Below are 26783 nucleotides of genomic sequence, written 5' to 3' on the forward strand. Positions count from 1 at the left end.
GGACGTCTCAATGAAATCGCTGCGTTTACTTTTATGCGCTCTCCCGCTGGCGTTAACCGGCTGTTCCACGCTCTCATCCATCAACTGGTCTGCGGCCTATCCGTGGAACTGGTTTGGCTCCTCAACGGAAGTGACCGAGCAGGGCGTGGGCAAAATCACCGCCTCGACGGCGCTGGATCAGGATGCCATTCAGGAGGCCATCGGCAGTGATTATCGCCTGCGCAGCGGGATGAAAACCGAGAACGGCAACATCGTGCGCTATTTCGAAGCGTTGAAAGACGACAAGGTGGCGATGGTCATCAACGGCGATAAAGGTACGGTCAACCGAATTGCGGTGATGGATGAAGAGATCCCGACCTCAGGTGGCGTGAAAGTAGGTACGCCGTTTGGCGAACTCTATCAGAAAGCGTTTGGCCACTGCGCCAGTGTGCCGTCGGATGACAGCGTGGCGGTCGAGTGTAAGGCCGACGGCAGCCAGCACATTAGCTATGTATTCAGCGGCACCTGGAACGGTCCGGAAGGGTTAATGCCGTCTGACGACACCCTGAAAAAATGGAAAGTGAGCAAAATTATCTGGAAGCAGTAATTTGCGCCTGAGCAAGCCGCCTCGCTGAAATCCAGGTATAATAGCCGCCATCAATGCCACGCTGACGTGGCATCTTTATTTCAGGAGGAGCGATGTCTCAGGTTCAGAGTGGCATTTTGCCAGAACATTGCCGCGCGGCGATTTGGATTGAAGCCAACGTCAAAGGGGACGTGGATGCCCTGCGCGCGGCCAGCAAAGTTTTCGTTGATAAACTGGCCACCTTCCAGGCCAAATTCCCCGAAGCCCATCTGGGCGCGGTGGTTGCCTTTGGCAATACCGTCTGGCGTCAGCTGAGCGGCGGCGAAGGCGCAGAAGAGCTGAAAGACTTTATTCCTTATGGCAAAGGTCTTGCGCCCGCCACCCAGTATGACGTCCTGATCCATATCCTCTCCCTGCGCCACGACGTGAATTTTTCCGTCGCTCAGGCAGCGATTGAGGCCTTTGGTGACAGCATCGACGTGCAGGAAGAGATCCACGGTTTCCGCTGGGTGGAAGAGCGCGATTTGAGCGGCTTCGTCGACGGTACCGAAAACCCGGCCGGGGAAGAGACGCGTCGCGAGGTGGCTGTAATCAAGGATGGCGTGGACGCGGGCGGCAGCTACGTGTTCGTCCAGCGCTGGGAGCATAACCTCAGGCAGCTCAACCGCATGAGCGTGCATGACCAGGAGATGATGATTGGCCGCACCAAAGACGCCAATGAAGAGATTGACGGCGATGCGCGTCCGGTCACGTCCCACCTGACCCGCGTTGACCTTAAAGAAGACGGTAAGGGGCTGAAGATTGTTCGCCAGAGCCTGCCGTACGGCACCGCGAGCGGTACGCACGGCCTGTACTTCTGCGCTTACTGTGCGCGCCTTTACAACATCGAACAGCAGCTGCTGAGCATGTTTGGCGATACCGACGGCAAGCGTGACGCCATGCTGCGCTTCACCCGTCCGGTGACCGGCGGCTACTACTTCGCGCCGTCCGTTGAGCGCCTGCTGGCGCTGTAACCCCCTCACCCTAGCCCTCTCCCCACGGGGGAGAGGGGATTAATGCCTTATTCCCTTTTCTGCTTCTAAATCACCAAACGGTATATAAAACCGTTACTCCTTTAGACTCCGTTATAAATATTATGACTATAAGATAGTCATCACATTTATAAGGGTGCGCAATGGCCGTTACTGTACTGAAAAAAGGATCGCTGGCACTGGCAGGTTTACTGCTGGTGGCGCAGGCGCAGGCAACCGAGTTGCTGAACAGTTCCTATGATGTTTCGCGCGAGCTGTTTGCTGCCCTTAATCCCGCATTTGAACAGCAGTGGGCGAAAGAGAACAACGGCGACAAGCTGACCATCAAGCAGTCTCACGCCGGTTCATCCAAGCAGGCGCTGGCCATTTTGCAGGGGCTGAAAGCGGATGTGGTGACTTACAACCAGGTCACGGACGTGCAGATCCTGCACGACAAAGGCAAGCTGATCCCGGCGGACTGGCAGAGCCGCCTGCCGAACAACAGTTCACCGTTCTACTCCACCATGGGCTTCCTGGTGCGCAAGGGCAACCCGAAAAACATTCACGACTGGAATGACCTGGTGCGTTCTGACGTCAAGCTGATCTTCCCGAATCCGAAAACCTCCGGCAACGCACGTTATACCTGGCTGGCGGCGTGGGGCGCGGCGGACAAAGCTGACGGTAACGATAAAGCGAAAACCGAACAGTTTATGACCCAGTTCCTGAAAAACGTCGAAGTGTTTGATACCGGCGGCCGGGGCGCAACCACCACCTTCGCCGAGCGCGGGCTGGGCGACGTGCTGATCAGCTTTGAATCCGAAGTAAACAATATTCGTAAACAGTACGAGGCGCAGGGCTTCGAAGTGGTTATCCCGAAAACCAACATTCTGGCCGAGTTCCCGGTGGCGTGGGTGGATAAAAATGTCAAAGCCAACGGCACTGAGAAAGCGGCAAAAGCCTATCTCAACTATCTGTACACCCCGCAGGCGCAGACGGTGATTACTGACTATTACTACCGCGTTAATAATCCGGACGTGATGAACAAGCTGAAAGACAAATTCCCGCAAACCGAGCTGTTCCGCGTGGAAGATCATTTCGGCGCCTGGCCTGAGGTGATGAAAACGCATTTTGCCAGCGGCGGTGAGTTAGACAAATTGCTGGCGGCGGGGCGTAAGTAATGTTTGCAGTCTCGACAAAACGCGTGCTGCCGGGCTTTACCTTAAGCCTCGGGACCAGCCTGCTGTTCGTCTGCCTGATCCTGCTGTTGCCGCTCAGCGCGCTGGTGATGCAGCTCGCTGAGATGAGCTGGTCCCAGTACTGGGACGTGGTCACCAACCCGCAGGTAGTGGCGGCCTATAAAGTTACGCTGCTGTCGGCGTTTGTCGCCTCGATTTTTAACGGCGTGTTTGGCCTGCTGATGGCGTGGATCTTAACCCGCTATCGCTTCCCGGGCCGCACGCTGCTCGACGCCCTGATGGATCTGCCGTTTGCCCTGCCAACGGCGGTGGCCGGTTTGACGCTGGCGTCGCTGTTCTCCGTGAATGGCTTTTACGGCGAATGGCTGGCGAAGTTTGATATTAAAGTGACCTATACCTGGATCGGTATCGCGGTGGCGATGGCCTTCACCAGCATCCCGTTTGTGGTGCGTACCGTACAGCCGGTGCTGGAAGAGTTAGGCCCCGAATACGAAGAGGCCGCGGAAACCCTGGGCGCCACGCGCTGGCAGAGTTTCCGTAAGGTTGTGCTGCCGGAACTTTCTCCGGCCTTGCTGGCGGGGGTGGCGCTCTCCTTTACCCGCAGCCTCGGTGAATTTGGCGCGGTTATTTTTATCGCCGGGAACATCGCGTGGAAAACCGAAGTGACCTCGCTGATGATTTTTGTCCGTTTGCAGGAGTTTGATTATCCGGCGGCGAGCGCGATTGCCTCGGTGATCCTTGCCGCGTCGCTGCTGCTGCTGTTCTCGATTAACACTCTGCAAAGTCGCTTTGGTCGACGTGTGGTAGGTCACTGATGGCGGAAGTTACGCAATTGAAGCGCTATGACGCGCCCCGCATCAACTGGGGCAAATGGTTTCTGATTGGTACCGGCGTGCTGGTCTCCGCATTCATTCTCGTCGTGCCGATGGTGTACATCTTCGTGCAGGCCTTCAGCAAAGGGATTATGCCCGCGCTGCAAAACCTGGCCGATCCGGACATGCTCCACGCCATCTGGCTGACGGTGATGATTGCCCTGATCACCGTCCCGGTGAATCTGGTGTTTGGCGTATTGCTGGCCTGGCTGGTAACGCGCTTTAACTTCCCGGGGCGTCAGCTGCTGCTGACCCTGCTGGATATCCCGTTTGCGGTGTCTCCGGTGGTGGCGGGTCTGGTTTATCTGCTCTTCTACGGCTCCAATGGCCCGCTGGGCGGCTGGCTGGATGAGCACGACCTGCAAATCATGTTCGCCTGGCCGGGGATGGTGCTGGTGACCGTCTTTGTCACCTGTCCGTTCGTGGTGCGCGAGCTGGTGCCGGTGATGCTCAGCCAGGGCAGCCATGAAGATGAAGCCGCGGTGCTGCTCGGCGCTTCCGGCTGGCAAATGTTCCGCCGCGTCACGCTGCCGAATATCCGCTGGGCGCTGCTTTACGGCGTGGTGCTGACCAACGCCCGTGCGATCGGTGAATTTGGCGCGGTGTCGGTGGTATCCGGCTCGATTCGCGGCGAAACCCTGTCGCTGCCGTTACAGATTGAATTATTACAGCAGGACTACAACACCATCGGCTCGTTTACTGCCGCAGCGTTGCTGACGCTGATGGCCATTTTGACCCTGTTTTTGAAGAGTGTGGTGCAGTGGCGTTTAGAGAATCAGGAAAAACGTCAGCATCAGGAGGGAAATCATGAGCATTGAGATTGCCAATATTAAGAAGTCTTTTGGTCGCACCCAGGTGCTGAATGATATCTCGCTGGATATCCCTTCCGGACAAATGGTGGCGCTGCTGGGGCCGTCTGGCTCCGGAAAAACCACGCTGCTGCGCATTATCGCCGGGCTTGAACACCAGACCAGTGGACATATCCGCTTCCACGGTACGGACGTTAGCCGTCTGCACGCCCGCGACCGTAAAGTGGGCTTTGTATTTCAGCATTATGCGCTGTTCCGCCACATGACGGTATTCGACAACATTGCGTTTGGCCTGACCGTGCTGCCGCGTCGTGAACGTCCGGATGCCGCCGCCATCAAAGCGAAAGTGACCAAACTGCTGGAGATGGTGCAGCTTGCGCATCTGGCGGACCGCTTTCCGGCTCAACTTTCCGGCGGGCAGAAGCAGCGCGTGGCGCTGGCGCGTGCGTTAGCCGTTGAACCGCAAATTCTGCTGCTGGACGAACCGTTTGGCGCGCTGGATGCGCAGGTGCGAAAAGAGCTGCGCCGCTGGCTTCGTCAGCTGCATGAGGAACTCCAGTTCACCAGCGTTTTCGTGACCCACGATCAGGAAGAGGCGATGGAAGTGGCCGACCGCGTGGTGGTGATGAGTCAGGGCAACATTGAGCAGGTTGACGAGCCAGAGCAGCTCTGGCGTGAACCGGCGACCCGCTTTGTGCTGGAGTTTATGGGGGAAGTCAACCGCCTTCAGGGCACCATTCGCGGCGGTCAGTTCCACGTTGGCGCGCACCGCTGGCCGCTGGGGTATACCTCCGCGCATCAGGGGCCGGTGGATCTGTTCCTGCGTCCGTGGGAAGTGGACGTCAGCCGCCGTACCAGCCTGGATTCACCGCTTCCGGTGCAGGTGCTGGAAGCTAGCCCTAAAGGCCACTACACCCAATTGGTGGTACAGCCCCTGGGCTGGTACACCGAGCCGCTGACCGTGGTTATGCGTGACGACGTGCCGCCACACAGGGGGGAGCGCCTGTTTGTGGGGCTGCAACACGCGCGCATTTATCATGGCAACGAGCGTATCGAGACGCGCGAGGATATTGCTCTGGCGGAGTCAGCCTGATAGGTTATTAGTATGTTTATCGCCCGGTGGCGCTGCGCTGACCGGGCCTACAGTTATCACTGCGTCTTGTAGGCCGGGTAAGCTAAGCGCCACCCGGCTTTTTTATTGAGTAAAAATCGTGAATACACTCGAACACACCATCGGCAACACCCCTCTGGTCAAACTTCAGCGCATGGGGCCTGATAACGGCAGCGAAATCTGGGTCAAACTTGAAGGCAATAACCCGGCGGGGTCGGTAAAAGACCGGGCGGCGCTGTCGATGATTGTCCAGGCTGAAAAGCGCGGTGAAATCAAGCCCGGCGACGTGCTGATCGAAGCCACCAGCGGTAACACCGGTATCGCACTGGCGATGATTGCCGCCCTGAAAGGCTACCGCATGAAGCTGCTGATGCCGGATAACATGAGCCAGGAGCGCCGGGCCGCCATGCGCGCCTATGGAGCCGAGCTGATTCTGGTGAGCAAAGAGCAGGGGATGGAAGGGGCGCGAGATTTAGCGTTAGCGATGGCGGAGCGCGGGGAAGGCAAGCTGCTCGACCAGTTCAACAACCCGGACAACCCGTACGCGCACTACACCACCACCGGGCCGGAAATCTGGCAGCAAACCGACGGGCGCCTCACCCACTTTGTCTCCAGCATGGGGACCACGGGCACGATCACCGGAGTGTCACGCTTTCTGCGCGAACAGGAGAAGCCGGTGACGATTGTCGGCCTGCAACCTGAAGAGGGGAGCAGTATTCCAGGCATCCGCCGCTGGCCAGCGGAGTATATGCCGGGCATCTTTAATGCGCAGCTTGTGGACCAGGTGCTGGATATTCATCAGCGCGAGGCGGAAAATACCATGCGTGAGCTGGCCGTGCGTGAAGGTATCTTCTGCGGCGTCAGCTCTGGCGGTGCCGTAGCGGGCGCGATCCGGGTGGCTGAGTCCACGCCAGGAGCGGTGGTCGTGGCGATTATTTGCGATCGCGGCGACCGTTACCTGTCTACCGGCGTCTTTGGTGAAGAGAGTTATTCGCAGGGGGCGGGGATTTAAGCGTCATGGAGATGATTTTATTCCGGGATAACACCCGGGCGCAGCAAACCGATATTGTCGCCGTACAGTCGCAGGTGGTGTACGGCAGCGTGGGAAACAGCATCGCGGTGCCGAATATTCGCACCCACCGGCTGAACGTTACCGCCGTGCCGACGGTGCTGTTCAGCAATACGCCGCACTACGACACCTTCTACGGCGGGGTGATCCCCGACGAGTGGTTCAGCGGCTACCTGAAGGCGCTGGAAGAGCGCGAGATCCTGCGCGAGCTTAAAGCGGTCACCACCGGCTATATGGGCAGCGCCAGCCAGATCGCGCTGCTGGCGCAGTGGCTAAAGGCAATCAAAGTGCAACATCCCGATCTGCTGGTGCTGGTTGACCCGGTGATCGGGGATATCGACAGCGGGATGTACGTGAAGCCGGATATTCCTGAAGCCTACCGTGAGCATCTGCTCCCGATGGCCCAGGGCATTACGCCCAACGTGTATGAACTGGAAGTGCTGAGCGGCAAACCGTGCCGTACGCCGGAGAGCGCTATTGCCGCCGCGCAGGGGCTGCTGTCCGACACGCTGAAATGGGTGGCGATCACCAGTGCGCCAGTGGCTGATGATCCGCAGAATATCCACGTCGTGCTGGTGAGCGAAGAAGGTGTTACCGTAAGCGCGCACCCGCGCGTAGAGACGGATCTGAAAGGAACGGGCGATCTGTTCTGTTCAGAGCTGGTCAGCGGCATTGTGGGAGGGAAGACCGTTGCCGATGCCATTCGCATGGCGGGCGATCGGGTGACTGACGTTATGATCTACACGCAGTCGAAAGGCTATGACGAGCTTATCCTGCCTGCATAAACAAAAATGGCGCCCGAAGGCGCCATTTTTCTGTGCGGCAAGAATTACTTCTTGATGCGGATAACCGGGGTTTCACCCACGGTGACGCTGCCAGACAGTTTGATCAGTTCTTTGATTTCGTCCATGTTGGAGATAACAACCGGAGTCAGGGTAGACTTCGCTTTTTCTTCCAGCAGCGGCAGATCGAATTCAATTACCGGGTCGCCAACTTTAACACGCTGGCCTTCTTCCGCGATACGTTTGAAGCCTTCGCCTTTCAGTTCAACGGTGTCGATACCGAAGTGAACGAACAGTTCGATACCGCTATCGGATTCGATAGAGAACGCATGGTTGGTTTCAAAAATTTTACCGATGGTGCCGTCAACTGGAGCAACCATTTTGTTGCCAGTTGGTTTGATAGCAATGCCATCACCAACGATTTTCTCAGCAAACACTACATCCGGCACGTCTTCGATGTTGACGATCTCGCCGGAGAGCGGAGCAACAATCTCAATAGTTCCGGAGTCTTTCTTGTCATCAGAAACCAGAGATTTCAGTTTATCGAACAAACCCATGATCTTCTCCTAAGCAGTAAATTGGGCCGCATCTCGTGGATTAGCAGATTGTTTTTTCTTCAATGAACTTGTTAACCAGCGTCATTAACTCGTCCGTTGTCGGTTGAGCAAGAGCCTGCTCTGCTAACACCTTCGCATCTTCGAAGTTCGTGTTACGGATAATCTTCTTAATGCGCGGGATGGAAATGGCGCTCATAGAGAATTCGTCCAGACCCATACCCAGCAACAGAAGTGTAGCACGTTCGTCGCCTGCAAGCTCACCACACATGCCAGTCCATTTACCTTCTGCATGAGAAGCATCAATAACTTGCTTGATCAAATTCAGTACGGACGGTGACATTGGCTGGTAGAGATGTGAAATCATATCATTACCACGGTCAACTGCCAGGGTGTACTGCGTTAAATCATTGGTACCGATACTAAAGAAATCAACTTCTTTGGCTAAATGACGCGCAATGGTCGCGGCTGCCGGTGTTTCCACCATCACGCCGATCTCAATGGATTCGTCAAATGCTTTACCTTCGTCACGCAGTTCCTGTTTGTAGATTTCGATCTCTTTCTTCAGTGCACGCACTTCTTCAACAGAGATGATCATCGGGAACATGATGCGCAGTTTACCGAAAGCGGAGGCACGCAAAATAGCGCGAACCTGGTCACGCAGGATCTCTTTGCGATCCATGGCGATACGCACGGCACGCCAGCCCAGGAACGGGTTCTCTTCTTTCGGGAAGTTCATGTACGGCAGCTCTTTGTCGCCACCGATGTCCATGGTACGGACGATTACAGCCTGCGAGCCGCACGCTTCCGCAACCGCTTTGTACGCTGCAAACTGCTCTTCTTCCGTTGGCAGGGCGTCGCGATCCATGAACAGGAATTCAGTACGATACAGACCCACACCTTCCGCACCGTTGCGCTCAGCGCCGTCAACGTCACGTACGGTACCGATGTTAGCGCACACTTCAACCTGATGGCCGTCCAGCGTGATGGCTGGCAGATCTTTCAGTTTAGCGAGTTCCGCTTTCTCGGTAGCAACCTGCTCCTGAACGGAACGCAGCTGCTCGATCACATCGTTAGTTGGGTTGACGTAAACCACATTGTTTACGGCATCCAGAATCAGATAGTCGTCGTTTTTCACCTGGGAGGTAACGCTACCGGTACCCACAATGGCTGGCAGCTCCAGAGAACGCGCCATGATTGAGGTGTGGGAGGTACGTCCACCTGCATCAGTAATGAAACCCAGCACCTTGTTCAGGTTCAGCTGTGCGGTTTCAGACGGGGTCAGGTCAGCGGCAACCAGGATGACTTCGTCCTGAATCGCGCTCAGATCGATGATGGCCAGACCCAGGATGTTGCGCAGCAGGCGCTTACCGATGTCACGTACGTCAGCCGCACGTTCTTTCAGGTATTCATCGTCCAGCTCTTCCAGGGCAGATGCCTGACCTTCGATAACTTCATGCGCAGCCGCGTCGGCCGTCATGCCTTTATCTTTAATCAGGGCTATGATTTCCTGCTCCAGCTCCTCATCTTCGAGCAGCATAATGTGCCCTTCGAAGATGGCTTCTTTTTCTTCACCGAAAGTTTCGCCAGCTTTAGTTTTAATCGCTTCCAGTTGCGCAGATGCCTTGGCACGACCGCTCAGAAAACGTTCAACTTCCTGATCAACCTTGTCGGCAGAAATTTTTTTCCGGTCAATGACGATTTCGTCTTCTTTCAGCAGCAATGCTTTGCCGAAAGCGATACCCGGGGATGCTAAAATGCCTGAAATCATAACCCTACCTTACTTGTGACTGATATTGAAAAGAACCCGGTAAACTTACTCGAGTTCAGCCATCAGCTTAACCAGATGCTCAACTGCTTTCTGCTCGTCTTCACCTTCAGCGGAGATGGTAACAACGGTACCCTGAGTCAGGCCCAGAGTTTGCAGCTTGAACAGGCTTTTTGCGCTAGCGCTTTTGCCGTTGGAAGTCACAGTGATTTCAGAAGTGAAGCCTTTCGCTTCTTTAACAAACTGAGCAGCAGGGCGGGTGTGCAGACCGTTCGGAGCGGTAATGGTAACTTCTTGCTGGAACATTGTATTTCCCCAACTTATAGGTTTAGTGTTGTGGAACTAAAGTCTAGCCTGGCGACTTAACTTTAGCCTGTATAGTTAGCGCTGACGTTTCAATCGTCATTAAACATTATGCAGTGAAAGCAAGACTTGAACCAAATCATAAAATCGATTCAGCAGCGCTATTTCGTTCACCGATTAATTTCGCGCATCAAAATAATTGCTGGTTTAAATACCAGACCCAACGGGGTGAAGCAATGCCAGGAGGGGTAAAACTTTGAAGCAGGCCACAAAAAAGCACCTGAAAAGGTGCTTTTTTACGCGTTTTTAACATGCTGGCATCACTGTTGCAGTTCTTTCTCAGTGAAGAGATCGGCAAACAGTGCTGTGCTTAAGTAACGCTCACCCGAAGACGGTAGGATAACCACAATATTCTTATTGGTAAAGGTTTCGTCTTCGAGCAGTTTGAGCGCTGCCGCAACCGCCGCACCGGAAGAGATACCCGCCAGAATGCCTTCCTCATCCATCAGGCGACGCGCCGTGGAGATGGCTTCTTCATTGGTAATGGCGACGACTTTATCGATCAGCTTCAGATCCAGGTTGCCTGGAATAAAGCCAGCGCCGATACCCTGGATTTTGTGAGGGCCAGGTTTGATCTCTTCGCCTGCCAGCGCCTGAGCGATAACCGGTGAGTCGGTTGGCTCAACGGCAACGGTAATCAGATCTTTTTTACCTTTCGTGCCTTTAATATAGCGAGACACCCCGGTCAGCGTACCGCCGGTGCCTACCCCGGAGATAAACACATCAACCTGACCGTCGGTATCTTCCCAGATTTCCGGGCCGGTGGTTTTCTCATGAATTTCCGGGTTGGCCGGGTTGCTGAACTGCTGGAGCAGCAGATATTTTGCCGGATCGCTGGCAACAATTTCTTCGGCCTTCTGAATCGCGCCCTTCATGCCTTTTGCGCCTTCGGTCAGGACCAGGTTCGCACCCAGCGCTTTCAGCAGCTTACGACGCTCAATGCTCATGGTCTCAGGCATAGTCAGCGTCAGCTTATAGCCACGCGCCGCCGCAACATAGGCCAGAGCAATACCGGTGTTACCGCTGGTGGGTTCAACCAGCTCAACCCCAGGTTTCAGCACGCCACGCTTTTCAGCATCCCAAATCATATTCGCACCGATACGGCATTTAACGCTGAAGCTTGGGTTACGAGATTCGACCTTCGCCAGAATGCGTCCATTACCGATACGGTTCAGTCGAACCAGGGGCGTATGACCGATAGTCAGCGAGTTGTCTTCATAAATCTTACTCATGGCCTGTCCTTAACTGTATGAAATTGGGATACCGACCCAGCATACCTGTTGAACAGGTATGGGGAAGTAAGGAAATCGCATATCTATATGCTGCAAGGAAATAATGGGGATCAGTATGGAATAAGGGGCGGCATAAGCCACCCCTCTTTTACACATTTTTGCATTACTTCCATAACGCGTGCTTAGCACGGTAGCAGTCCACCCACATTGCCGTCGCGCCGCAAACGGCGACGGGCATGATGAACAAATTCAGGAAAGGGATCATGGTGAACAGGCTGGTCAGCGCGCCAAACTGCATGTTGGCAACCTTCTGAGTGCGCAGGGCAGTGCGCATCTCTTTAAACGGTACTTTGTGGTTATCGAACGGATAATCACAGTACTGGATAGCAAGCATCCAGGCGCTGAACAGGAACCACAGCACGGGCGCAACCGTCTGGCCAATCCCGGGTACAAAGTAAAGGATAAGCAGCACAATTGCCCGCGGGAGATACCAGGCGAACTTCTGCCATTCACGCTTCATGATGCGGGGGAGATCTTTCACGATCCCCAGTACGCCCGTGTCAGGCGGCGTCGCACCGGTCAGGCGCGCTTCCAGCTGTTCGGCCAGCAGACCGTTGAACGGCGCGGCTATCCAGTTTGCTATCGTCGAAAAGAAATAGCCGAAAACCAGCAGCACGGAGATAACCGCAATCGGCCAGAGCAGGTAGTCCAACCACTGTAACCAGTCCGGCACATAGCTCATCAGGGAAGGGATCCAGCTTTCCAGTCTGGTGAACAGCCACCAGAACGCGCCCCCCATCAGAATAATGTTGATAAGCAACGGCAAAATAACGAAGCGTCGAATGCCCGGCAGGGAGACCAGTTTCCAGCCCTGAGAAAAGTACCAGACCCCGCTGCGTGGGGCAGAAGAAGATGTTGAAACCATACCAGGCTGTACTCCTTTTTACACAACCAGTGGAATTGCCCGCCTATATTATCCAGTTACGGACTAATGACCAGTTCGGAAATGTTCGAAAAACCAGCAAAAAGCACGATTTAGCTCATCTTTATGCTGTGAATGCTCTGCATACACTTGCACTTGACGTAAACGGCAAATACTCTTAGTGAGTAAATGTTTGCCGTGGTGGCAAGGTGTTAGAACAACAGAGAATATAATGATGCAGGATTTGCGTCTGATATTAATCATTGTTGGCGCGATCGCCATAATCGCTTTACTGGTACATGGTTTCTGGACCAGCCGTAAAGAGCGTTCCTCTATGTTTCGCGATCGTCCACTGAAGCGCATGAAGTCCAGTCGTGACGACGATGACGTTGAAGACGACATCGACGGTCCTGACGACGACGGCGTGGGTGAAGTTCGTGTTCATCGGGTCAATACTGCGCCCGGCGCAGCGCATGGAGAGCATGAAGCCCCCCGCGCTCCGCAGCACCAGTATCAACCACCGTATGCCTCTGCCCAGCCGCGCCAGCCAGCGCCGCCGCCAGTGGAAGAACCTGTTCGTCATCCGCCGCAGCAGCCTGTGCAACAGCAGCCCGTTGCGCCACAGCCTGTACAGCCGCAACCTGTGCAACAGCCTGCACAGCCAGTGCATCAGCCACAGCCTGTTCAGCAGCCGCAGCCGGTACAACAACCGCAGCAGCAGCCTGAACCGCCTGCGCCACAGCCCGCTCCGCGCGTTGAGCCAGAGCCGGTCGCAGAGCCAGAACCGGTTGTTGAAAAGCCGCAGCGTAAAGAAGCGGTGATCATCATGAACGTGGCTGCTCATCATGGCACCCATCTGAACGGTGATGTGCTGCTTAACAGCATCCAACAGGCAGGCTTCAAGTTCGGCGACATGAATATTTTCCATCGCCACCTGAGTCCTGACGGCAGCGGTCCGGCGCTGTTTAGCCTGGCCAATATGGTCAATCCAGGCACGTTTGATCCGGAAATGACCGGTGATTTCGTCACGCCGGGCGTTACGATCTTTATGCAGGTGCCGTCCTACGGTGACGAGCTGCAAAACTTTAAGCTGATGCTACAGTCTGCTCAGCACATCGCCGACGAAGTGGGCGGTGTGGTGCTCGACGATCAGCGTCGAATGATGACGCCGCAGAAACTGCGCGAATATCAGGACCGCATCCGCGAAGTTAAGGAAGCGAACGCGTAATCGTCGCGTTAACTTCAACTCCTCCTCAACCCCCGCTTGTCGGGGGTTTTTCTCATTGATGGTGCGATATGGACTCAATCGAACAACAACTTACTGAACTGCGAACCACGCTTCGCCATCATGAATATCTCTATCATGTTATGGACGCACCGGAAGTGCCGGATGCGGAATATGACCGCCTGATGCGTGAACTGCGCGAGCTGGAAGCGCAGCACCCCGAACTGATTACGCCCGATTCCCCAACGCAGCGCGTCGGCGCGGAACCGCTGGGCGCTTTCAGCCAGGTGCGCCACGAAGTGCCGATGCTGTCGCTGGATAACGTGTTTGATGAAGAGAGTTTTCTGGCTTTTAACAAGCGTGTGCAGGATCGCCTGAAGAGCGTCGACAATCTGAGCTGGTGCTGCGAGCTAAAGCTGGATGGTCTGGCCGTCAGTATTCTTTATGAGAACGGCGTGATGGTGCGTGCCGCAACGCGCGGCGACGGCACTACCGGGGAAGACATCACCACCAATGTGCGCACTATTCGTGCGATCCCGCTGAAACTGCGTGGCGATAACATTCCCGCCCGGCTGGAAGTGCGTGGGGAAGTGTTCCTTCCGCAGGCGGGCTTCGAGAAGATCAACGAAGAAGCGCGTCGTACCGGCGGGAAAGTGTTTGCAAACCCGCGTAACGCGGCGGCAGGTTCGCTGCGTCAGCTCGATCCGCGTATCACCGCGAAGCGACCGCTTACTTTCTTCTGCTACGGCGTCGGGATCCTGGAAGGCGGTGACCTGCCAGATACCCACCTGGGTCGTTTAATGCAGTTCAAAGAGTGGGGATTACCGGTAAGCAACCGCGTGCAGCTCTGCGACTCTCCGGAGGCGGTGCTGGCGTTCTATCACAAGGTTGAAGAGGATCGTCCCACGCTCGGGTTTGATATTGACGGCGTGGTGATCAAGGTTAACTCGCTGGCGTTGCAGGAACAGTTAGGATTTGTGGCCCGTGCGCCGCGCTGGGCGGTGGCGTTTAAATTCCCGGCGCAGGAGCAGATGACCTTCGTTCGCGACGTGGAGTTTCAGGTAGGGCGTACGGGGGCGATTACGCCTGTGGCGCGTCTGGAGCCTGTGCAGGTGGCTGGCGTGCTGGTAAGTAACGCCACGCTGCATAACGCCGATGAAATTGCCCGCCTGGGCCTGCGCATTGGAGACAAAGTGGTGATTCGCCGCGCGGGCGACGTGATCCCACAGGTGGTTAACGTTGTGGAGTCTGAACGTCCTGCCGATACCCGTGCCATCGAGTTTCCAGCCCACTGTCCGGTATGTGGTTCGGACGTTGAGCGCGTGGAAGGTGAAGTGGTAACGCGCTGTACGGGCGGGTTAATCTGCGGCGCGCAGCGTAAAGAGTCCCTGAAGCACTTCGTCTCCCGCCGGGCGATGGACGTGGACGGAATGGGTGACAAGATTATCGACCAGTTAGTTGAGAAAGAGTATGTCCATACGCCAGCGGACCTCTTTACCCTGACGGCAGGTAAGCTGACCGGTCTTGATCGTATGGGGCCGAAATCAGCCCAGAACATCGTCAACGCGCTCGAGGCGGCCAAAAACACCACCTTTGCCCGTTTCCTTTACGCGCTCGGCATTCGTGAAGTCGGCGAGGCGACGGCGGCAGGGCTGGCGGCGTATTTCGGCACGCTGGACGCGCTGGAGAAAGCCACCATCGACGAGCTACAGAAAGTCCCTGATGTCGGCATTGTGGTCGCCACCCACGTCTTCAACTTCTTCGCCGAAGAGAGCAACCGTGAAGTGATCGGTAAATTACTGGAACAGGGCATTCACTGGCCCGCACCGGTAGTGGTTAATGCCGAAGAGATCGACAGCCCGTTTGCCGGTAAAACGGTGGTGCTGACCGGCAGCCTGAGCCAGCTCTCGCGTGATGACGCGAAAGCGCGCCTGGTGGCGCTGGGGGCAAAAGTGGCGGGCAGCGTATCGAAGAAAACCGACCTGGTGATTGCCGGGGAAGCGGCCGGTTCGAAGCTGGCAAAAGCGCAGGAGCTTGGCATCGAGGTGATCGATGAAGCGGAAATGATGCGCCTGTTAGGAGAGTGACGTGGAAAAAGAGCAGCTCGTTGAGATCGCCAATACGGAGATGCCGTTCGGTAAATATAAGGGTCGCAGGCTGATTGATTTACCGGAAGAGTATCTGCTGTGGTTTGCCCGTAAGGATGAGTTCCCCGCCGGGCGTCTGGGCGAGCTGATGGCTATCACGTTACTGATCAAAACGGAGGGGCTGACCCAGCTGGTTCAGCCCCTGAAACGTCCTTAAACTTTCGCGGCGCGGGTCTCTTCCTGCGCCAGCTTTTCCGTCTGCGCCTTGTAACGCCGCGCCAGTACCGCACACACCATCAGCTGGATCTGATGGAAAATCATCAGCGGCAACACCATCATCCCAATGACGGACGTCGGGAACAGGATATTAGCCATTGGGATCCCGTTGGCGAGGCTCTTTTTCGATCCGCAAAATACAATGGTGATTTCATCGGCTTTATTGAAGCCGCATTTGCGGGCCACAAAGACGTTAACCGCGATGACAATGGCCAGCAGAACGATGCTTACCACCACAATAAACAGCAGCGATCCGGCGCCCACCCTGTGCCAGATGCCGTTCACCACGGCTTCGCTGAAGGCCGTGTAAACCACCAGCAGAATTGAGCTTTGGTCCGTTTTCCCGATCCATTTTTTATGTTTCGCTACAAACGCCCCAATCCAGGGACGGGATAAGTGTCCGAGCACAAACGGCAGCAGCAGTTGCAGACAAATTTTACCCACATGCTCCAGATTGCCTTCCGCACCGTGCATGTTCATCAGCAGACCGACCAGCAGCGGTGAAACAAAGATCCCCAGCAGGCTGGAAGCGGAAGCAGAACAGACCGCCGCCGCGACGTTACCGCCCGCCAGCGAGGTAAAGGCAATAGCAGACTGCACGGTGGCCGGTAAAATGCACAGATAAAGGAAACCGGTATACAGCGCCGGATCGACATTCACCGGCGCCCACCAGGCGAACAGCACGCCCAGAACCGGGAAAAGGAAAAAGGTGCTGCACATTACCCACAGGTGCAGTCGCCAGTGGCTACCGCCTGCAATAATGGCTTCCCGGGAGAGTTTGGCGCCATGCATAAAGAACAGCAGGGCAATGGCTGCCGTGGTCAGTCCTTCAATAACCGGAACGAAACTGCCCCGCGCCGGGAAGAACGAGGCCAGCAAGACGACACCAATCAGGGTCAGCGTAAACGGATCAAGGATACGAAAAAATTTCATAATCACTCCTGAAAACAGATGCCGCTATTGTGCTTACTTCCCTTTGAGAAATAAAATTGATTTATTGCATCCATTCATGAATTAAACAGATGAATTATTCGTTACGTCAGCTTCGCGTTTTCGTCACCGTCGCGCAGGCCCGCAGCTTTAGCCGGGCAGGGGAGATGATTGGCCTCAGCCAGTCGGCCGTCAGCCATAGCGTGAAAGAGCTGGAAACGCAAACCGGCGTGAAGCTGCTCGACCGCACGACGCGAGAAGTGGTGCTCACCGAAGCGGGACAGCAGCTGGCAACGCGTCTGGAAAGGCTGCTGGATGAACTGAACAGTACGCTCAGGGATGTCGGCCGGCTCGGACAACAGCTTTCCGGCACCGTGAGAGTGGCGGCGAGCCAGACGATTTCAGCGCATCTTATTCCCCAGTGCATCGCTGAAAGTAATCACCGCTATCCGGATATCGATTTTGTTTTGCATGACAGGCCGCAGCAGTGGGTACTGGAGAGTATCCGTCAGGGGGATGTGGATTTTGGCATCGTTATTGATCCCGGGGCGGTAAGCGACCTGGAATGTGAAGTGGTGCTCTCGGAGCCCTTTTTACTGCTCTGCCGCGATGATGATCCGCTGGCATCGCTGCCACACGTGGCCTGGCAGGCCTTGCAGGGGGCAAACCTGGTGTTACAGGATTATGCATCAGGCAGCCGTCCGCTGATAGATGCCGCTCTGGCCGCGCAGGGCGTTAAGCCAACCATTGTGCAGGAGATTGGGCATCCTGCCACGCTCTTCCCGATGGTCGAAGCGGGGATTGGCATCAGCGTTCTGCCGGCGCTGGCGCTGCCACTGCCGCAGGGGAGTCGTTTAACGGTGAAGCGTTTCGTACCCTGTGTCGAACGCCAGCTGATGCTGGTACGCCGTAAAAACAGGTCACTTTCCGGCGCGGCGCACGCCTGCTGGGATATGGTGCGTATGCAGGCCGAACGTTTGATGGAGGCCCGCACACGCGATCCACTCTTTAACGAAACCAATAATCAGATGTAGATATTAATCTGATGCTCCGCGGAGGGCTTATTGATGCCTTCCGCCACGGCCTGACCGTTTTCCTGCTTTGGCATCGCCTCTTCGGCCTGCTGACGCTGCAATTGCGCCAGCTGTGCCTGCAACATAGCCAGCTGAGATTCGAGTAACTCTTGCTGCTTTTGCTTTTCTTCTGCTGTGGCATCACCCATGGCCACTTCTTTGAGCTGCTGAGTGACTTTCGTTATCTGTTTGGTCAGACGGCTGATTTGGGAAGCAATGTCGTTTCCGCCGGAGCTGTTATCTACGCTGCCGATTTCCATCGCTGACAGAGAAACGGGCTTAAGAGTTGTCATATTGAGATCCTTTTCGCCATAAAATAGAGGTATCGGCAAAGAAGGCGTGAGCTTGAGTAAAACAAGCGGTCTGGCTGCAATGGGGATGTGCTATATCGCAGATAGCAAAAAAGCGCCTTTAGGGCGCTTTTTTACATTGGTGGGTCGTGCAGGATTCGAACCTGCGACCAATTGATTAAAAGTCAACTGCTCTACCAACTGAGCTAACGACCCGAAATGGTGGGCGATGACGGGCTCGAACCGCCGACCCCCTCCGTGTAAAGGAGATGCTCTACCAACTGAGCTAATCGCCCATTTCGGAACTGCTGCGATAAGGTGAGAATGGTGGGCGATGACGGGCTCGAACCGCCGACCCCCTCCGTGTAAAGGAGATGCTCTACCAACTGAGCTAATCGCCCAATCTCAATGCTTATCTACACTGCGAGTCTACCGAAGTAGATGGTGGGTGATGACGGGCTCGAACCGCCGACCCCCTCCGTGTAAAGGAGATGCTCTACCAACTGAGCTAATCACCCCCGCTGTGTGGAGTCGCATTATAGGGAGAGTTGAAAATGAGTCAACGCATTTTCTAAAGTTTTTATTCGTTCGTCGTAAAATTAGTCAAAACGATTGCAAAACGGACTGTGGCGCATGATTTATAAACAAAAACAGCAATCTCGAACCGGATAAAGTGATCGACATTGAGGAATCGGCCCACAGTGATAGAATATTGCCCATTGTTTTCTTCCCGGAATTTGCCGATTACCGGCATCTTTATAACGTAAGGCCATTTCATGAAAATCAAAACTCGCTTCGCGCCGAGCCCGACAGGCTATCTGCATGTCGGTGGTGCACGTACCGCTCTCTACTCCTGGCTTTTCGCACGTCACAACAACGGTGAGTTTGTGCTGCGTATTGAAGACACCGATCTGGAGCGCTCAACGCCGGAAGCAATTGAAGCCATTATGGATGGGATGAACTGGCTGAATCTGGAGTGGGACGAAGGCCCATACTTCCAGACCAAACGTTTTGACCGCTATAACGCCGTAATTGACGAGATGCTGGTGGCAGGCACGGCCTATAAGTGCTACTGCTCCAGGGAGCGTCTGGATGCGCTGCGCGAAGAGCAAATGGCAAAAGGCGAAAAACCGCGTTATGACGGTCGTTGCCGCCATGACCACAGCGAGCATGCTGCGGATGAGCCTTGCGTAGTGCGTTTTGCTAACCCGCAGGAAGGCTCTGTTATCTTTGATGACCAGATCCGTGGCCCGATCGAATTCAGCAACCAGGAGCTGGACGACCTTATCATTCGTCGTACGGACGGCTCGCCAACCTATAACTTCTGCGTAGTTGTGGACGACTGGGATATGGAAATCACTCACGTGATCCGTGGTGAAGATCATATCAATAACACCCCGCGTCAGATCAACATTCTGAAAGCGCTGAACGCGCCTGTACCGGTGTATGCGCACGTATCAATGATCAACGGTGACGACGGTAAAAAGCTGTCCAAACGTCATGGCGCGGTGAGCGTGATGCAGTACCGTGATGACGGCTATCTGCCGGAAGCGCTGCTGAACTACCTGGTGCGTCTGGGCTGGGCTCATGGTGACCAGGAGATCTTCAGCCGCGAAGAGATGATCGAGCTATTCTCGCTGAACTCGGTCAGCAAATCAGCCAGCGCGTTCAACACTGACAAACTGCTGTGGCTGAACCATCACTACATCAATACCATGCAGCCAGAATATGTGGCGACTTATCTGCAATGGCACATTGAGCAGGCAAACATAGATACCCGTACGGGCCCTGAACTGGCGGATCTGGTGAAGCTGCTTGGCGAACGTTGCAAAACGCTGAAAGAAATTGCTGAAAGCTGCCGTTACTTCTATGAAGAGTTTGACGCGTTCGACGCCGACGCGGCCAAGAAACACCTGCGTCCGGTTGCGCGTCAGCCGCTGGAAGTGGTGCGTGACAAACTCGAAGCCATTACCGAATGGACTGCGGAAAATGTTCACCACGCGATTCAGGCTACCGCTGATGAGCTGGAAATTGGCATGGGTAAAGTCGGTATGCCGCTGCGCGTTGCGGTGACGGGGGCAGGCCAGTCTCCGGCGCTGGACGTGACCGTTCATGCCATCGGCAAATCACGTAGCGTTGCGCGTATCAACAAGGCGCTGGGCTTTATTGCTGAGCGTGAAAGCCAGCAGTAATGCTCGTGTAATACAAACAACGGCAGGGTAACCTGCCGTTTTTTTATGCCTGTTATTCAGCAATACCAAGACGCGTGAGAAAACCCTGCAACCCTTCACGAGCGAGCAACTTGTGCAAACGTTCCTGTTCGACAGTCGTCATGTTTTCCAGCGAGTCGATAATTTGTGGAAGCAGGCTGGATGAGGTTGCCACGCCGTAGTGGGAAGGGCTTTCCGCCACATGGTAAACAGCCCGACGGTTACGAATGGCGGGAAGACTAATGATGTGCTCCTTAACGTGCGCATCAATACATATCACCCTCGCTCTTCCGCCTTTTACACCGTTGATAGCCTCCGTTTTCCATCCTTTCTGTCGTATCCAGCGATTAACGGTTTGTCGGGCTACGCCCAGACTGTCCGCCAGCTCTTCCGTGGTCATTTTGCTGCGTAATCTTTTCATATCAGCGTTGGTCGCGAATCCCTAAACGTTGTAACAAGCCGGTAATCCCTTCCCGCAGTAACAGCGATGTCATCTGCTTTTGCTCTTCCGGCGTCATTTCATTCGCCAGCGTCAGGAGCAGGGCATGAAGCGAGCCCTCGTGGTACGCCTTATCTGGCACTTCCGGCGTCTCTGTTGCCCTGCGCGCGCTGCGAATAAAGTCGCGCACTTTTTCATTGACGTGTACCAGACGCGCTTTGCCACCCTGAACGCCTGGCTTTGGCGATGTAATCCAACCCTCTTTGCGTACCCATTTATTGATGGTCTGTCGGCTATAGCCAGTCAGCAGGGCTAACTCTTCTGGCGTCATTCGTTCCTTGATCATACAATTTCCTGAATATCTGTGGGGTTAATTAGTGGTTCATTTTATAGCACCGTTTTACGTGAAAACGTGACAGGCTTAACTCCTGGCTGCGAGCAGGCTCGCAAAGTGATTCATTTGCATGATTTTTCGGCGATTGAAAGGCGGAGGCTGAATTTGCCGTTGACACTCTGCGGCGGAATTCATATTATGCCGCCCGTCAACATGACAGCTTTACGACGGGGCTATAGCTCAGCTGGGAGAGCGCCTGCATGGCATGCAGGAGGTCAGCGGTTCGATCCCGCTTAGCTCCACCAAACTCTGAACCCAACAGAGTGCGGTAGGTAAAGTAACATGTGGGGCTATAGCTCAGCTGGGAGAGCGCTTGCATGGCATGCAAGAGGTCAGCGGTTCGATCCCGCTTAGCTCCACCAAAATTTAAACCCTCGTCGCAAGACGGGGGTTTTTTTATATCTTGTAAAATATTTAGACTGTTTTTGTTGCAATTAACGTCGTTTTCTACACCTCACCTCAATCCAAATCAATAAACAAGTCTATAAATAGACCTGAACTTGATTCGTGTAATTAATAAACCTATTATCCATCCGGTCAATGAGACGATGGTAAAATAGATTATCCGGATTAATGAATAGAAAAATTTACAATAATGTAAAAATATTTATGATTGCCCTGGCGCTAAGCCTGATTGCGATTCCTTTTTCTCGTTATATCTCACCACGTGCCATCGTTAGCGAAAATGATGTTTATTTAGCGTGGCTGCCCTTAAGCGCCATGCTCGCCATCGTGTTGTTATTTGGACGACGGGCAATCATTCCTTTGCTGTTTGGTTTTAGCGTTACTAACATTTATAACCTTGATTTAACGCCGCTACAATCAGCCGTATTATTATGTTGTCAGACTTTTTCCGTTTTCGCCGCCTGTGGCGTCATCCGGCTGGTGCTGGGCAAGCGCTGGCGGCACAGCATGCCGAATAAGTACATTGGCATACGTATTTTCTGGCTCGGATTTATGGTGCCTGTGGGCATCAAATTATCGATGTATCTGGCGGGATATTTATTTGATTTCCCGGTGACAATCTCCTCCTATTTCGGCGAAGGCTCTGCAATTTATAACGTTATCGATATTCAGAGTCTGATTGGTGCCGCCCTGATTTTCACCATGATGTTCTATTACCCGTTAAGAATGATTATTAATCCTCGCTATGCCCGAACATTCTGGCGGCGAAGCGTGAAGCCCCTCTTTTGTCACAAAAAAGCGTTATTCATCGTTGTGTGGCTGATGCTGTTGATCTCGATGATCGCTATTTTATGCGCGCCTTTTGAATCGCAGTTTATTGCGGGTTATTTGATGCCAATCGTTTTCATTCTTTTTACCCTGGGGATTGGTCGTCTGAGCTATGCGCTCATCTCTTTACTCTGGGCGGCCTCGGCGCTCATGCTGTTGACCTATAATTATAATTTTCTTAATGGCGTTGAATCGGGCCATTCGCTCTCCTTTATCCTGTCGGTGCTGATCTCTTTCGCCATCTGCCTGCTTTACATGTCGCGGATCTATCAGAAAAGTGAATGGCTGAAACAGGGGTGGCAGGAGAGGGCGCTTACCGATCCGCTCACCGGTCTGCCTAACATTCGTGCGCTGGAAGTGTTTTTACAGCACCATCCCGAGGCCAAAATCTGCTGCCTGCGCCTGGATAATCTGGAATTCCTGAGCCGTCACTACGGCATCCTCATGCGTGTACATTGTAAAAAGATGATCACCGCGTCGCTGCAACCGTTATTGCAAAAAGACGAGAAGCTCTTCCAGTTGCCAGGCAGTGAGCTGGTGGTGGTCTTGCTGGGGCCGGGCACGGCTGAACGTCTGCAATATATGGTTGATCATCTGAACAGCCGTAAGATTGTCTGGAACAAGACTGAGCTCGACATCGAGTTTGGCGCCTCCTGGGGCGAAGTGCCCGATGGAGAAAGCCTGCATCACACGCTGGGTCAGCTGAGCTGGCTCTCCGAGCAGTCCTGTGCCGGGCATAACGTCCTGGCGTTAACCAACAGTCTGGATGATGTCTCCGGTCAGACGACGGACAGAGTGCTGATGCTGGCCCGCATAAAACGCGCCCTTGATGTCGGAGGGCTTCACCTTTACGCCCAGCCAATCCATAACGCGCGTGGGGAAGGGTACTTTGAAATCCTCTCAAGGCTTGAAAGCGAGGGTGAGATCATCACCCCTGATCGCTTTATTCCGCTGGTTGCTCAGTTTAACCTGAGCCACCGATTTGACCTGAACGTGGTGGAAAAATTGCTGAAGTGGATGCGCAGCCATCCGTCCGAACGGGCCGGAACGCGGTTCTCCGTCAATCTGATGCCGCTGACGCTGATGCAAAATGAGGTTGCGGCTGAGATCATCGCGCTTTTTGAACGCTACGCCATTGCGCCGCAAGATATTGTCATTGAGATCACCGAGGAACAGGCTTTCTCTGACTCGGGAAGCAGCATCAACAATATCCAGCAGCTGCGGGATTACGGCTTCCGCATTGCTATCGATGACTTTGGTACCGGCTATGCCAACTTTGAGCGCCTGAAGCGGCTGGAGGCCGATATCATTAAGATCGATGGCTGCTTCGTGAAAGATATCTGCACCGACAGCATGGATGCGATGATCGTGCAGTCCATTTGCAACATGGCCAAAACGAAATCGCTTTGTGTGGTGGCTGAATATGTGGAATCGGCCGAACAACGCGAAATGTTGCTGCGATTCGGCGTGGACTATTTGCAGGGCTATTTGATTGGCAAACCACTGCCCCTGACGGCGCTGGAGGCATAAAAAAACCGGGAGCGAGGACTCCCGGTTTTTTTTTGCGCGGTATGAATTACAGAACCAGTGCTGCGATAGAGGCAGACAGGACGCTCACCAGCGTTGAACCGTAAACCAGTTTCAGGCCAAAGCGAGAAACAACGTTACCTTGCTCTTCATTCAGGCCTTTAATCGCGCCAGCGATAATACCGATAGAAGAGAAGTTCGCGAAGGAGACCAGGAAGACGGACAGGATCCCTTCCGCACGTGGAGAGAGCGTGCTGGCAATCTTCTGGAGATCCATCATCGCCACGAACTCATTGGAAACCAGTTTCGTTGCCATAATACTGCCCACCTGCAACGCTTCGTGAGCGGGCACGCCCATCACCCAGGCAACCGGGTAGAAGATGTAGCCCAGAATACCCTGGAAGGAGATACCGAGTACGGCCGCAAACAGGGCGTTCAGCGCAGCGATCAGCGCGATAAAGCCAATCAGCATCGCGGCTACGATAATTGCAACCTTGAAACCCGCCAGAATGTATTCACCCAGCATTTCGAAGAAGCTCTGTCCCTCGTGCAGGTTAGACATCTGAATGTTCTCTTCACTGGCATCCACGCGGTACGGGTTAATCAGCGAAAGCACGATAAAGGTGCTGAACATGTTCAGAACCAGCGCCGCAACCACATATTTTGGTTCCAGCATGGTCATATACGCACCCACGATTGACATGGAAACGGTAGACATTGCGGTTGCCGCCATGGTGTACATGCGGTTACGGGACATCTTGCCGAGGATATCTTTATACGCAATGAAGTTCTCAGACTGACCGAGGATCAGTGAGCTGACTGCGTTAAAGGATTCCAGTTTACCCATGCCGTTAACTTTCGATAACAGGAAGCCGATCGCACGGATAACCACCGGCAGAACGCGGATGTGCTGAAGGATACCGATCAGGGCAGAGATGAAGACGATAGGGCAGAGTACCTTCAGGAAGAAGAAGGCCAGACCCTGATCGTTCATGCTGCCAAAGACGAAGTTTGTCCCTTCGTTGGCGAATCCGAGCAGTTTTTCGAACATTTCGGAGAAGCCTTTCACGAAGCCGAGGCCTACGTTGGAGTTCAGGAAGAACCACGCAAGTAAAACTTCAATGACCAGCAGTTGGACAACATAGCGAATACGAATTTTTTTGCGGTCTGTGCTGACCAGCAATGCAAGTGCAGTAACGACAACGAGTGCCAGGACAAAATGAAGGACGCGGTCCATATTTGCTCCAAATATGAGGCAGGTTTAATTTCCGTGCACATTCTATGTAACAAGCACAAAGAAAACGAGATCAAGCCCACACTATAGTTACATCCTGTGACGAGTCTCAAAAATAGTGATCAACAATACATTTTTGTTATGTTAGGTAAATGAGTGAAAAGTTAAGTTTGTGTGCTACGCTTCACAAATGTCTGCGCATTTTCACATTCTGTGACCTTGCTCCACCTGCCTGTCTATCGTTCCTGGCTATCAGAGAAATCATGTTAACCGTTACAAATGAACTTGATAATCATTCTCATTTTGATAGCATGAAACATAGCAATGGCTATATTTCCAGAGGCAGAAATGACGAATAGTCGCGTAGAGAGTAGCAGCGGCAGAGCGGCACGCAAGCTGCGGTTCGCATTAATGGGACCGGCATTCATTGCTGCGATTGGCTACATCGATCCGGGTAATTTTGCGACCAACATTCAGGCCGGGGCCAGTTTCGGCTATAAACTGCTGTGGGTTGTGGTATGGGCCAATCTGATGGCGATGCTGATTCAGATGCTCTCCGCGAAGCTGGGTATTGCTACCGGAAAAAACCTGGCGGAGCAAATCCGCGATCATTATCCACGTCCGGCGGTTTGGTTTTACTGGGTTCAGGCGGAAATTATCGCCATGGCCACCGATCTCGCCGAGTTTATCGGGGCGGCGATCGGCTTCAAGCTTATCCTGGGCGTCTCCCTGCTTCAGGGGGCCGTGCTGACCGGTATCGCCACTTTCCTGATTCTGATGCTCCAGCGGCGGGGACAAAAACCGCTGGAGAAAGTCATCGGCGGCCTGCTGCTGTTTGTCGCTGCCGCCTATATTGTTGAGCTGATTTTCTCCCAGCCGAATCTCGCGCAGCTGACGAAAGGGATGGTGATCCCGTCGTTACCCACTTCTGAAGCCGTTTTTCTGGCTGCCGGGGTGCTGGGGGCGACCATTATGCCGCACGTCATTTATCTGCACTCTTCATTAACCCAGAATCTGCATGGCGGGACGAGTAAAGAGCGCTACTCCGCCACGAAATGGGATGTGGCTATCGCGATGACCATTGCCGGATTTGTGAATCTGGCGATGATGGCGACCGCCGCCGCCGCGTTCCACTTTAACGGGCATACCGGGGTTGCCGATCTTGACCAGGCTTACCTGACGCTGGAGCCGTTGCTGAGCCATGCCGCTGCCACTATTTTTGGTTTAAGCCTGGTTGCTGCGGGTCTTTCATCTACGGTTGTGGGGACACTGGCCGGGCAGGTGGTGATGCAGGGGTTCGTACGTTTCCATATTCCGCTGTGGGTTCGCCGCTCGGTCACGATGCTGCCTTCCTTTGTTGTGATCCTGATGGGGCTGGATCCGACCCGCATTCTGGTGATGAGTCAGGTGTTGCTGAGTTTCGGGATTGCGCTGGCGCTGGTGCCGCTGCTGATCTTCACCAGTAATAAATCGCTGATGGGCGATCTGGTGAATTCGACGTGGGTGAAGCGCGCCGGGTGGGCCATTGTGGTCGTGGTGGTGACGTTAAACTTGTGGTTGCTGATAGGCACAGCCGCTGGCCTGTAAAAGAAAAAGGAGCCGGAAGGCTCCT

Annotated in this window: 25 protein-coding genes and 6 tRNA genes; 17 read left to right on the forward strand and 14 right to left on the reverse strand. The window is 54.2% G+C overall.

From position 1 onward, the window contains the following. The first annotated feature begins 10 nt into the window (after positions 1–10). The 8 genes from RHN82_RS16870 to pdxK all read left to right on the forward strand — a co-directional run bounded on the left by RHN82_RS16870 (position 11) and on the right by pdxK (position 7417). Positions 11–586: an RpoE-regulated lipoprotein gene (locus RHN82_RS16870; protein WP_015572220.1), complete on the forward strand. Its 576-nt coding sequence runs from the start codon at positions 11–13 to the stop codon at positions 584–586. A gap of 92 nt (positions 587–678) precedes the next feature. Further along, positions 679–1578, forward strand: coding sequence for a Dyp-type peroxidase (locus tag RHN82_RS16875; protein WP_045344323.1), 900 nt, complete (start codon positions 679–681; stop codon positions 1576–1578). Between the two features lie 161 nt (positions 1579–1739). Next, positions 1740–2753 carry a sulfate ABC transporter substrate-binding protein gene (locus RHN82_RS16880; protein ID WP_047053216.1) on the forward strand — a complete coding sequence of 338 codons (1014 nt, stop codon included), beginning with the start codon at positions 1740–1742 and terminating at the stop codon, positions 2751–2753. Beyond that, positions 2753–3586 (forward strand): sulfate/thiosulfate ABC transporter permease CysT, encoded by an 834-nt coding sequence (cysT, locus tag RHN82_RS16885; protein ID WP_047053218.1) that lies wholly within the window; start codon positions 2753–2755, stop codon positions 3584–3586. The genes RHN82_RS16880 and cysT overlap by 1 nt, the downstream gene beginning before the upstream one ends. Continuing rightward, positions 3586–4461: a sulfate/thiosulfate ABC transporter permease CysW gene (gene cysW, locus RHN82_RS16890; protein ID WP_047053220.1), complete on the forward strand. Its 876-nt coding sequence runs from the start codon at positions 3586–3588 to the stop codon at positions 4459–4461. Before cysT ends, cysW begins: the two co-directional genes overlap by 1 nt. Continuing rightward, positions 4451–5545: a sulfate/thiosulfate ABC transporter ATP-binding protein CysA gene (gene cysA, locus RHN82_RS16895; RefSeq protein ID WP_017383477.1), complete on the forward strand. Its 1095-nt coding sequence runs from the start codon at positions 4451–4453 to the stop codon at positions 5543–5545. Before cysW ends, cysA begins: the two co-directional genes overlap by 11 nt. A gap of 118 nt (positions 5546–5663) precedes the next feature. Then, positions 5664–6575, forward strand: a complete 912-nt coding sequence (gene cysM, locus RHN82_RS16900; RefSeq protein WP_047053223.1) for a cysteine synthase CysM — start codon at positions 5664–5666, stop codon at positions 6573–6575. Between the two features lie 5 nt (positions 6576–6580). Beyond that, entirely contained in the window at positions 6581–7417 is an 837-nt protein-coding gene (gene pdxK / locus RHN82_RS16905; RefSeq protein ID WP_047053225.1) for a pyridoxine/pyridoxal/pyridoxamine kinase, read from the forward strand. A 44-nt stretch (positions 7418–7461) separates the two neighbouring features. Here pdxK and crr read toward each other — a convergent pair whose 3' ends face one another. From crr to cysZ, 5 genes are all read right to left on the reverse strand, one after another. Further along, on the reverse strand, positions 7462–7971 hold the full coding sequence (crr, locus tag RHN82_RS16910) for a PTS glucose transporter subunit IIA (protein WP_003861316.1): 510 nt from the start codon (positions 7969–7971) through the stop codon (positions 7462–7464). A gap of 40 nt (positions 7972–8011) precedes the next feature. Next, entirely contained in the window at positions 8012–9739 is a 1728-nt protein-coding gene (gene ptsI / locus RHN82_RS16915; protein WP_006811455.1) for a phosphoenolpyruvate-protein phosphotransferase PtsI, read from the reverse strand. A gap of 45 nt (positions 9740–9784) precedes the next feature. Then, positions 9785–10042: a phosphocarrier protein Hpr gene (ptsH, locus tag RHN82_RS16920; RefSeq protein WP_000487600.1), complete on the reverse strand. Its 258-nt coding sequence runs from the start codon at positions 10040–10042 to the stop codon at positions 9785–9787. Positions 10043–10359: 317 nt separating this feature from the next. Then, positions 10360–11331 (reverse strand): cysteine synthase A, encoded by a 972-nt coding sequence (gene cysK, locus RHN82_RS16925; RefSeq protein WP_006811453.1) that lies wholly within the window; start codon positions 11329–11331, stop codon positions 10360–10362. A 163-nt stretch (positions 11332–11494) separates the two neighbouring features. Continuing rightward, positions 11495–12256, reverse strand: coding sequence for a sulfate transporter CysZ (gene cysZ / locus RHN82_RS16930; RefSeq protein WP_006811452.1), 762 nt, complete (start codon positions 12254–12256; stop codon positions 11495–11497). 229 nt (positions 12257–12485) lie between these two features. On the opposite strand from cysZ, the gene zipA reads away from it, so the two are divergent. From zipA to RHN82_RS16945, 3 genes are all read left to right on the forward strand, one after another. After that, positions 12486–13481 carry a cell division protein ZipA gene (gene zipA, locus RHN82_RS16935; RefSeq protein WP_047053228.1) on the forward strand — a complete coding sequence of 332 codons (996 nt, stop codon included), beginning with the start codon at positions 12486–12488 and terminating at the stop codon, positions 13479–13481. 68 nt (positions 13482–13549) lie between these two features. After that, entirely contained in the window at positions 13550–15565 is a 2016-nt protein-coding gene (ligA, locus tag RHN82_RS16940) for an NAD-dependent DNA ligase LigA (RefSeq protein ID WP_047053229.1), read from the forward strand. Position 15566: 1 nt separating this feature from the next. Beyond that, the gene (locus RHN82_RS16945; RefSeq protein WP_003861328.1) at positions 15567–15782 is read left to right on the forward strand and encodes a DUF3820 family protein; all 216 of its coding nucleotides are present in this window, start codon (positions 15567–15569) and stop codon (positions 15780–15782) included. On the opposite strand, the gene RHN82_RS16950 is transcribed toward RHN82_RS16945, so the two are convergent. Continuing rightward, entirely contained in the window at positions 15779–16774 is a 996-nt protein-coding gene (locus tag RHN82_RS16950; RefSeq protein ID WP_047053230.1) for a bile acid:sodium symporter family protein, read from the reverse strand. The two genes, RHN82_RS16945 and RHN82_RS16950, sit on opposite strands and share 4 nt — an antisense overlap. An 89-nt stretch (positions 16775–16863) precedes the next feature. Between RHN82_RS16950 and RHN82_RS16955 the strand changes: the two genes are divergently transcribed. Continuing rightward, positions 16864–17805, forward strand: coding sequence for a LysR family transcriptional regulator (locus RHN82_RS16955; RefSeq protein WP_047053232.1), 942 nt, complete (start codon positions 16864–16866; stop codon positions 17803–17805). Here RHN82_RS16955 and RHN82_RS16960 read toward each other — a convergent pair. The 5 genes from RHN82_RS16960 to RHN82_RS16980 form a co-directional block, all read right to left on the reverse strand. Continuing rightward, positions 17796–18137, reverse strand: coding sequence for a FlxA-like family protein (locus RHN82_RS16960; protein ID WP_047053233.1), 342 nt, complete (start codon positions 18135–18137; stop codon positions 17796–17798). The genes RHN82_RS16955 and RHN82_RS16960 overlap by 10 nt on opposite strands. A 137-nt stretch (positions 18138–18274) precedes the next feature. Further along, positions 18275–18350: transfer RNA gene (locus RHN82_RS16965), tRNA-Lys, on the reverse strand. Positions 18351–18354: 4 nt separating this feature from the next. Further along, positions 18355–18430: transfer RNA gene (locus tag RHN82_RS16970), tRNA-Val, on the reverse strand. A gap of 29 nt (positions 18431–18459) precedes the next feature. Beyond that, positions 18460–18535 (reverse strand) — tRNA-Val (locus RHN82_RS16975). A gap of 41 nt (positions 18536–18576) precedes the next feature. Next, positions 18577–18652 (reverse strand) — tRNA-Val (locus RHN82_RS16980). 258 nt (positions 18653–18910) lie between these two features. Between RHN82_RS16980 and gltX the strand changes: the two genes are divergently transcribed. After that, positions 18911–20326 carry a glutamate--tRNA ligase gene (gene gltX / locus RHN82_RS16985; RefSeq protein WP_047053234.1) on the forward strand — a complete coding sequence of 472 codons (1416 nt, stop codon included), beginning with the start codon at positions 18911–18913 and terminating at the stop codon, positions 20324–20326. 52 nt (positions 20327–20378) lie between these two features. Here gltX and RHN82_RS16990 read toward each other — a convergent pair whose 3' ends face one another. Next, positions 20379–20765: a YfeC-like transcriptional regulator gene (locus RHN82_RS16990; protein WP_047053235.1), complete on the reverse strand. Its 387-nt coding sequence runs from the start codon at positions 20763–20765 to the stop codon at positions 20379–20381. A 1-nt stretch (position 20766) separates the two neighbouring features. Beyond that, a complete protein-coding gene (locus RHN82_RS16995) occupies positions 20767–21129 on the reverse strand; it encodes a YfeC-like transcriptional regulator (protein WP_047053236.1) in 363 nt (120 codons plus the stop codon). Positions 21130–21346: 217 nt separating this feature from the next. Between RHN82_RS16995 and RHN82_RS17000 the strand changes: the two genes are divergently transcribed. From RHN82_RS17000 to RHN82_RS17010, 3 genes are all read left to right on the forward strand, one after another. Further along, positions 21347–21422: transfer RNA gene (locus RHN82_RS17000), tRNA-Ala, on the forward strand. Between the two features lie 41 nt (positions 21423–21463). Next, positions 21464–21539 (forward strand) — tRNA-Ala (locus tag RHN82_RS17005). A 211-nt stretch (positions 21540–21750) separates the two neighbouring features. Then, entirely contained in the window at positions 21751–23940 is a 2190-nt protein-coding gene (locus RHN82_RS17010) for an EAL domain-containing protein (RefSeq protein ID WP_047053238.1), read from the forward strand. Positions 23941–23986: 46 nt separating this feature from the next. On the opposite strand, the gene nupC is transcribed toward RHN82_RS17010, so the two are convergent. Continuing rightward, complete coding sequence (gene nupC / locus RHN82_RS17015; protein WP_003861341.1) at positions 23987–25174, reverse strand: nucleoside permease NupC; 1188 nt, start codon at positions 25172–25174, stop codon at positions 23987–23989. Between the two features lie 345 nt (positions 25175–25519). Between nupC and RHN82_RS17020 the strand changes: the two genes are divergently transcribed. Then, positions 25520–26758 (forward strand): Nramp family divalent metal transporter, encoded by a 1239-nt coding sequence (locus tag RHN82_RS17020; RefSeq protein ID WP_047053240.1) that lies wholly within the window; start codon positions 25520–25522, stop codon positions 26756–26758. Positions 26759–26783: the final 25 nt, after the last annotated feature.

This window comes from Enterobacter cloacae complex sp. EB5 (genome assembly GCF_031432835.1).
Classification (GTDB): domain Bacteria; phylum Pseudomonadota; class Gammaproteobacteria; order Enterobacterales; family Enterobacteriaceae; genus Enterobacter; species Enterobacter hormaechei_C.